Here is a 6,288-nt window from a genome sequence, read left to right on the forward strand (position 1 = left end):
TGCCCTGGGAGCTTCTTTCTTTTTTCTGGCTATACTGACTTGCATTGCTCTATCATTGAATTCCCGGGTGTTCATAATTAAAGCTTTTGATGCGCTAGAACTGGATGTAAAAGTAATAAATGCAAATCCTTTGGAGATTCCACTATACATATCAGTTATTAATTTAATTTCATCAATAGAACCAAATTCTGAGAATATGTTTTTTAGATCTTGTTCAGTTGTACTTGTTGACAAAGAACCTATATATATTTTGTTAAACTTCATAATAACCCTTTGGTTTTAACTGATTATAAAATTTGCAGTTAATGCTAATTATTAACATATAACGGGTATTTTTTGCATTCGCTTTTACGGTATTTAAGAAGGTATGACGGCCTTCTTTATCAGAATAGGAATTAATTCCAATGAACTTATTGGAGCATGATTTACATAGTCGATAGCAGAGAAATTCTCCATTTGCCACTTTGTATTGTCCTCTTATTGAGAAATCATCCTTCTCTTCTAGACAATAATGGCATGTGTTGTGGTTCATAAGCACCCTAAATCCTATAAATAAAGATGGCAAGATAAATTGAAGAAATAACATTGTTAAGATGGCATTTCACAAGATAGGCAATAAGAAGAAAATAGATGGCTACTTAATCTTAAGACAGACCGACCTATTTATACTATAGCATACAATCGCATAGTAATCCTGAAAATACATGTGTTTTTGCATTAAGTCTCCAATACAATGTTTTCGATAGATATTGTTTGGATGCTGCTCGGGCACAGAAGAGGGTACCGTCAAGCTAAATAACGAGGTCAATATATATAAGGGAATATTGGTTGAAAAGAAGCGATCACGATACATTGTATTGAACCCAGTAAGAGCAAGAATGGTGGCAACAGTCGCTGAGTGGAATTGGAGTAGTTATCAAGTGACCATAAGTCAAACATCAAGGCTGTCTTGGTTATCAGCAGACGTGATACTTTCTCTATTTGGCTCAAACCTGTCAATTGCAAAAATACAAAGATTATATAATTGCGGGAATGAAGGCGAATTCGCCTTGGGGAAATTTAAAGAATCAAATTTACCTGGGTTCGGATGATTTTTTAAATGAAATGCAAAATAAAATCGATCTGGCAAAGAGCGTTGTGTTTTTTGGAGTACTTGGAGCATTATTTTTTCTATTAGTTTGATTTCCCCCTTCATTATCCATAGCTTGTTTTGCTGCGCCATCTTCCTTTTCTTGTGTTTGAATCGATTCTTCAGAGTGATGAGGCATATCACAAACTGGGCACGATGAATGCTTGGATGGACAAACGTAACAACAAAATTTATTAAACAGACACAAGACAACACCTGCAACAAATAAAGCGGCTATTGCAAGACCATTACCAGTAGATATCGTCAAACCGGTTGCAATGGCTAATAAGATAACCCCAAGTACTTCAAAGCGTAATGCCCAAAGACAGGTGTGCATTTTGGAAAACTCCATCTTTCTCATGATATTACTCCTAATACTATTTGACGCACTGATATTACTGGAAAAAATATCTTTCATTAATTCTAGATTACTATTTGAAATTTGCCCATACGACTATTTTCTGAAGAAGGAATTTTGTTTTTTAAGTAAGTACGCAACCTACATTAAAAGACAATTCAGCCTCACTACCATTGTGTTTTTCTTGCAATATTTTTGCTATGGCTTCTGCATCAATGGGTTTTGAAAAATAATACCCCTGCCCCTCATCACACTGAGTTTGTTTAAGAATTCGCAATTGACCTTCATTTTCAATCCCTTCAACTATAACTTTTATTTTAAGTGTTTTTGCCATGCTGATCATTGCATTAACAATAGCTGCATTTTCTGGGTCAAAATCAATATTTTTTATGAAGGACTGATCAATTTTTAATGTGTGTATTGGAAATTCTTTGAGATACGTAAAATTAGAATAGCCAGTTCCAAAATCGTCTACGGCTAATTTTACACCTTGATTAGTAATCTTTAGAAATTTATTAAGCATTATGTTGTTTGTATCGATAAAATCACGTTCTGTCATTTCTATTTCAAGACAATTAGGATTCATTTTTGTTTCTTTTAAAATTTGGCGTATTTTTTCATCCAAATCATGTTGTTTGAATTGTTCATTTGAAAAGTTAACTGCCATCCATAACCTAGGTAATCCTTTCTTCATCCACTCTTGATGTTGAAGGCAAGCTGTTCGTAAAACCCAATCCCCAATTGCATTGATGAGTTCTGATTTTTCAGCTAAAGGAATAAAGACATCTGGTGAAATTAAACCATGTTTTGGATGATTCCATCGGATGAGTGCTTCCACACCATGGATACGTCCGTTTTTTAGATTAACAATAGGTTGATAAAGTAAGAAAAATTCGTGCTGCTTAAGTGCATTCTGCAAATCTGTAGTTAGCTCCAAAAGTTTTGTTATATTTGTATGAATTTCATCGGAATAAAATAAAAAGTCATTTCCATGTCCTCTAGACTTGGCACTAACCATAACAGATTCAGCATTTTCAAGTAATACCTCAGCATTTTTACCGTCATAAGGATAATAACTAATTCCCATGCTACAAGTTATTGAAATTTTATGGCCATTAATTACAAAAGGTTTAGAAAAATATCCATATATTTTTTAATTAAAAATAGAATATCTTTTTCTTTTTCAAGGTTAGTTAATACGATAACAAAAGTATCACCACCACAGCATGCGAGTGTATCTTTATCTTCTATAGTTTTTGCTAAGCACCTAGCTATTTCCTTAAGCAATAAGTCGCCTATTTTTCTGCCAAAAGAACGATTAACACTCTTGAAATCATTTAGATTAAAAAAGACACATGCAATAACATTTTGTTCTTCAAGATGCTTTGTTATGGCTATTGCCAATTGAAAACGCTCAATTAGCAATAAGCGGTTTGGTAGGCTAGTAAGTGTATCATGTGTTGCCAAATGGCGTGTGTATAAGTCTTCTTTTTCAAATGAAATTGGAAGGTAATTTGTGCTGTAAAATAACCCAATACCAGCCCAACTATGAGTGCTATTAACACACAAAGAATTAGTGTATTCATAAAGCTATCCCTGTCTCATAATCGTTGTTGCTTCGCATAGATTACAGTTGCCGTATAATTTCAGGTATCGAAGAGATTACTTTAATTATTTTGCGATCGTTTTTTCCAAAAAGCCTGCTGCAACAGCGTGATCAAGAAATCGAATCAGGTCATCATAGTACCTGTTATAATTTAAAATCGCACAGGGTTTATCATGTAGATGCAGTTGGCTCCATGTGTATATTTCAAAAAACTCGTCTAATGAACCTGAACCCCCAGGCATCAAAAGAAAGGCATCGGCCAAACTAAAAATCAGCGCCTTACGCTCATGCATTGTCTCAACAATGTGGAGTTTGGTTAGATTGGGATGCCCCTCTTTATCCAATAAAAATTTGGGTACTACACCTATTACATTGCCGCCGCCTTTGAGAATAGTATTGGCCAATGTTCCCATCAGCCCAAGCCTGCCCCCGCCATAAACTAGTTCTATTTTGTTTTTTAAAAGCAGTTGGCCAACATGTTTTGCTGCGATAGCAAAATCAGGTTGATTACCGCTATGAGAACCGCAGAAAACACCTAACCGCTTCATAATTATTGCCTTCTCTTGGAAAAGAATAGAATAAAAGGCCCTGTTCAAATTATATCTCAATAAATCACGCTTAGTTTTAATATTCAAATGTGATTTTGCAGTAAACAGTGTCGACTCATTATTTTTACCAGGTAAGCCTATTGATTTTTATTGTTAATTTTTTAGTCTTGTTTTCTTTTAGAAAAACATATTTCCCAATGGCGCTAGCCAAAGAATGACCGAAGGTGTTTTAAGCGTCTCAAGAAAAGATAGAGGAAATCATTAGCTTGGTGCAGTCATCTAATCTTCCTGAAAGAATAAAATCGGTAGAATTATTATGCAATTCTTTATAGCAATATCCCGCACTTGGGATTGAGCCTGATAATTGAGGCATTAAGTTCTCCTGGAGTTGTTCATATCATTATTTTTTGTGCAAGTACGCTTACTACTGCCTGATAAAAACACCAAAATTTTTGATCCAATGCAAGGCGTTGATATATTTCAATATCATGTTTAGTGGTTAGTTGGGTATCAAGTAGTAATGATTGGATTTGACTAAAAGATTTTGCCATTAAATTTGCCACTGGAGAACCACCGTTCACTAAAGGATAATCGACGTTAACGGAAATAATCTTAAGCCCATATTGTTGTAAACTTGAGGCTAAACTTCGCCCAATAATTAAATTATCCCCGCGATTAACTCTTAATTGCTCATGGGCTTTAAATAGGTTACACACCGCTACATATTCATCTTGGCTACAACTATTTGGATCAGGGGAAAATTTACTTAAATCTAGGGTTTCCAATAAAATATAACCGTTATTTTTAACCCGCTTTACCATATTATTAATTGCTACCTGGCTATTAGCTAAATGCTCTAAAACAAATCTGCTAAAAACACAATCGTACTCCTCATTGGGTAGCGTGTTATCCTGGCAAACATCTGCTTGTATTGTGGTAATGTTATCATCATTTTGTAAATAAATTGGATTGATGTCAACGGCTACAACAGCTCCTTTTTTAGTCACCTTTTGCGCCATCCATTTTGCTACACCACCTGCACCTGCACCAATTTCCAAGCATTTCCAACCAACGTTAATGCCTGCTTGGGTCAATAAGCTAAAACTAGTCTGGTTATATATATTTTCAATAAGCTGTAACCGTTCAAACTCTGTTTTTGCAGAACTATTCTGTAATAGATAATTACTCATAGCACCTCCTTTTTCTAATTATAAATATTAATTGTAAAAATTTTTATTATCATGGAATTGAATCATGGGTATGCCCCCTTTATCTACATGACAAACAGGAGGTCATTATGTTAGGAGAAAACCCTTGAAGCCCCTGTTATTTTCATTATTTGATTCTTCAGAAATCGCCGGGCGATTACAAGAGGCACTTCAATTGGATGAGGGTAAGGTCACTTTCCATCGTTTTCCTGATACTGAGTGGTACTTAAAAATTAATTCAGAGGTTAAAAATCGCAGCCTTATCATAGTGGACAGTTTAAACTACCCTGATGAAAAAATTTTGCCTTTGCTATTTTTTGCCAAAACAGTTAAAGAATTGGGAGTTCAAAAAGTTGGCTTAATTGCCCCTTATCTTTCCTATCTACGGCAAGATAAACGTTTTCATGACGGCGAAGGAATTACATCACGTTATTTTGCAGACATTTTATCCACTTCGTTCGATTGGCTCATGACGATTGATCCACATTTGCACCGCTATCACTCTTTAGATGAAATTTACTCGATTCCTACCTTTGTTTTGCATGCCACAGTTGCTATCGCAACTTGGATTAAAAATCATGTTCCTAAGCCAGTTCTTATCGGTCCTGATATGGAAAGTGAACAATGGGTTGCTGCCATTGCAGAAAAAGGCCCTTTTCCTTATGTGATTTTGGAGAAGATTCGTCATGGTGATAAAGAGGTGGCCATTTCAATGCCGGCTACTCTTAAGTTTGAATCCTTAACTCCTGTGCTAGTTGATGACATTATTTCTACCGCCAGAACCATGGTGGAGGCGGTGAAGCAGTTACAACAGGCAGGTGTTAAGTCAGTCTTTTGTATTGGTGTGCATGCTCTTTTTGCAGAAGAGGCCTATCCGTTATTATCGGGAATGGAAGGCGTGCAAATCATCACGTGTAACACCATCCGTCATGCAACCAATGCAATCGACGTGAGTGATTTGATTGTAGAAACTTTAGTAAAAAACAAGCTCGCCAAGGCGCAAAAAAGTAAGATGAAAAAGTGTTTTTTATTTACAAGGAACGTCACCTGTCGTTTTTTAAAAGAGCATCACCTAGTGTTTTATGGATTTTTTAGGTGCAAAAGGGGGGTACTCGTCATAATCGCGGTACTTATTTTTTATGCTTCATTTTAATTTCCAAAAAGCTATCAAAATCTAACGTGTTTTCACAAACGAATCCCTTGATTGAAATAGCGTTTGAACATTTTTCCTAGTCTCTAATTCTAATTATCTCCTTTGAAGGACATTATCCCGAATTATCCATATTTTTTGTTTTAAAATCAATTAATAGTGGATTTCACTTGTCGGTTTATTCTCGTTATCTGTTCTTAAATCTCATTGATCTCAGAGAGTTGAGACAATAGCTAGAGAGTACAATTAGCTTATATAATCCTATTAAGATAGGATTTTAAAGAGTTGT

The 6,288-nt window shown here is 35.3% G+C and carries 6 protein-coding genes and 1 pseudogene; 1 reads left to right on the forward strand and 6 read right to left on the reverse strand.

The genetic code is table 11. The features are described 5' to 3' along the window. The 6 genes from BN58_RS15965 to BN58_RS15995 all read right to left on the reverse strand — a co-directional run. Positions 1-264: RNA recognition motif domain-containing protein (locus tag BN58_RS15965; RefSeq protein WP_019217669.1), on the reverse strand; the 264-nt coding region annotated here is incomplete at its 3' end. Positions 265-1,073: 809 nt separating this feature from the next. Then, on the reverse strand, positions 1,074-1,547 hold the full coding sequence (locus tag BN58_RS26310) for a hypothetical protein (RefSeq protein ID WP_232220707.1): 474 nt from the start codon (positions 1,545-1,547) through the stop codon (positions 1,074-1,076). 64 nt (positions 1,548-1,611) lie between these two features. Then, the gene (locus BN58_RS26315; RefSeq protein WP_019217672.1) at positions 1,612-2,574 is read right to left on the reverse strand and encodes a putative bifunctional diguanylate cyclase/phosphodiesterase; all 963 of its coding nucleotides are present in this window, start codon (positions 2,572-2,574) and stop codon (positions 1,612-1,614) included. 32 nt (positions 2,575-2,606) lie between these two features. Continuing rightward, entirely contained in the window at positions 2,607-3,056 is a 450-nt protein-coding gene (locus tag BN58_RS28975; protein ID WP_019217673.1) for a diguanylate cyclase domain-containing protein, read from the reverse strand. Between the two features lie 102 nt (positions 3,057-3,158). Continuing rightward, positions 3,159-3,641 (reverse strand): LOG family protein, encoded by a 483-nt coding sequence (locus tag BN58_RS15990; RefSeq protein WP_019217674.1) that lies wholly within the window; start codon positions 3,639-3,641, stop codon positions 3,159-3,161. A gap of 392 nt (positions 3,642-4,033) precedes the next feature. Beyond that, complete coding sequence (locus BN58_RS15995; RefSeq protein WP_019217675.1) at positions 4,034-4,831, reverse strand: class I SAM-dependent methyltransferase; 798 nt, start codon at positions 4,829-4,831, stop codon at positions 4,034-4,036. A 124-nt stretch (positions 4,832-4,955) separates the two neighbouring features. On the opposite strand from BN58_RS15995, the pseudogene BN58_RS16000 reads away from it, so the two are divergent. Continuing rightward, positions 4,956-5,855, forward strand: a pseudogene (locus BN58_RS16000) (ribose-phosphate pyrophosphokinase); the annotation flags it as partial. Positions 5,856-6,288: the final 433 nt, after the last annotated feature.

Origin of the sequence: Legionella tunisiensis (genome assembly GCF_000308315.1) — a bacterium.
In the GTDB taxonomy this organism is placed as follows: Bacteria; Pseudomonadota; Gammaproteobacteria; order Legionellales; family Legionellaceae; genus Tatlockia; species Tatlockia tunisiensis.

Coding starts and splice junctions, on each gene's coding strand:
- BN58_RS26310 (WP_232220707.1), bottom strand. CDS start 1,547: ATGAAAGATATTTTTTCCAGTAATATCAGTGCGTCAAATAGTATTAGG.
- BN58_RS15990 (WP_019217674.1), bottom strand. CDS start 3,641: ATGAAGCGGTTAGGTGTTTTCTGCGGTTCTCATAGCGGTAATCAACCT.
- BN58_RS15995 (WP_019217675.1), bottom strand. CDS start 4,831: ATGAGTAATTATCTATTACAGAATAGTTCTGCAAAAACAGAGTTTGAA.
- BN58_RS26315 (WP_019217672.1), bottom strand. CDS start 2,574: ATGGGAATTAGTTATTATCCTTATGACGGTAAAAATGCTGAGGTATTA.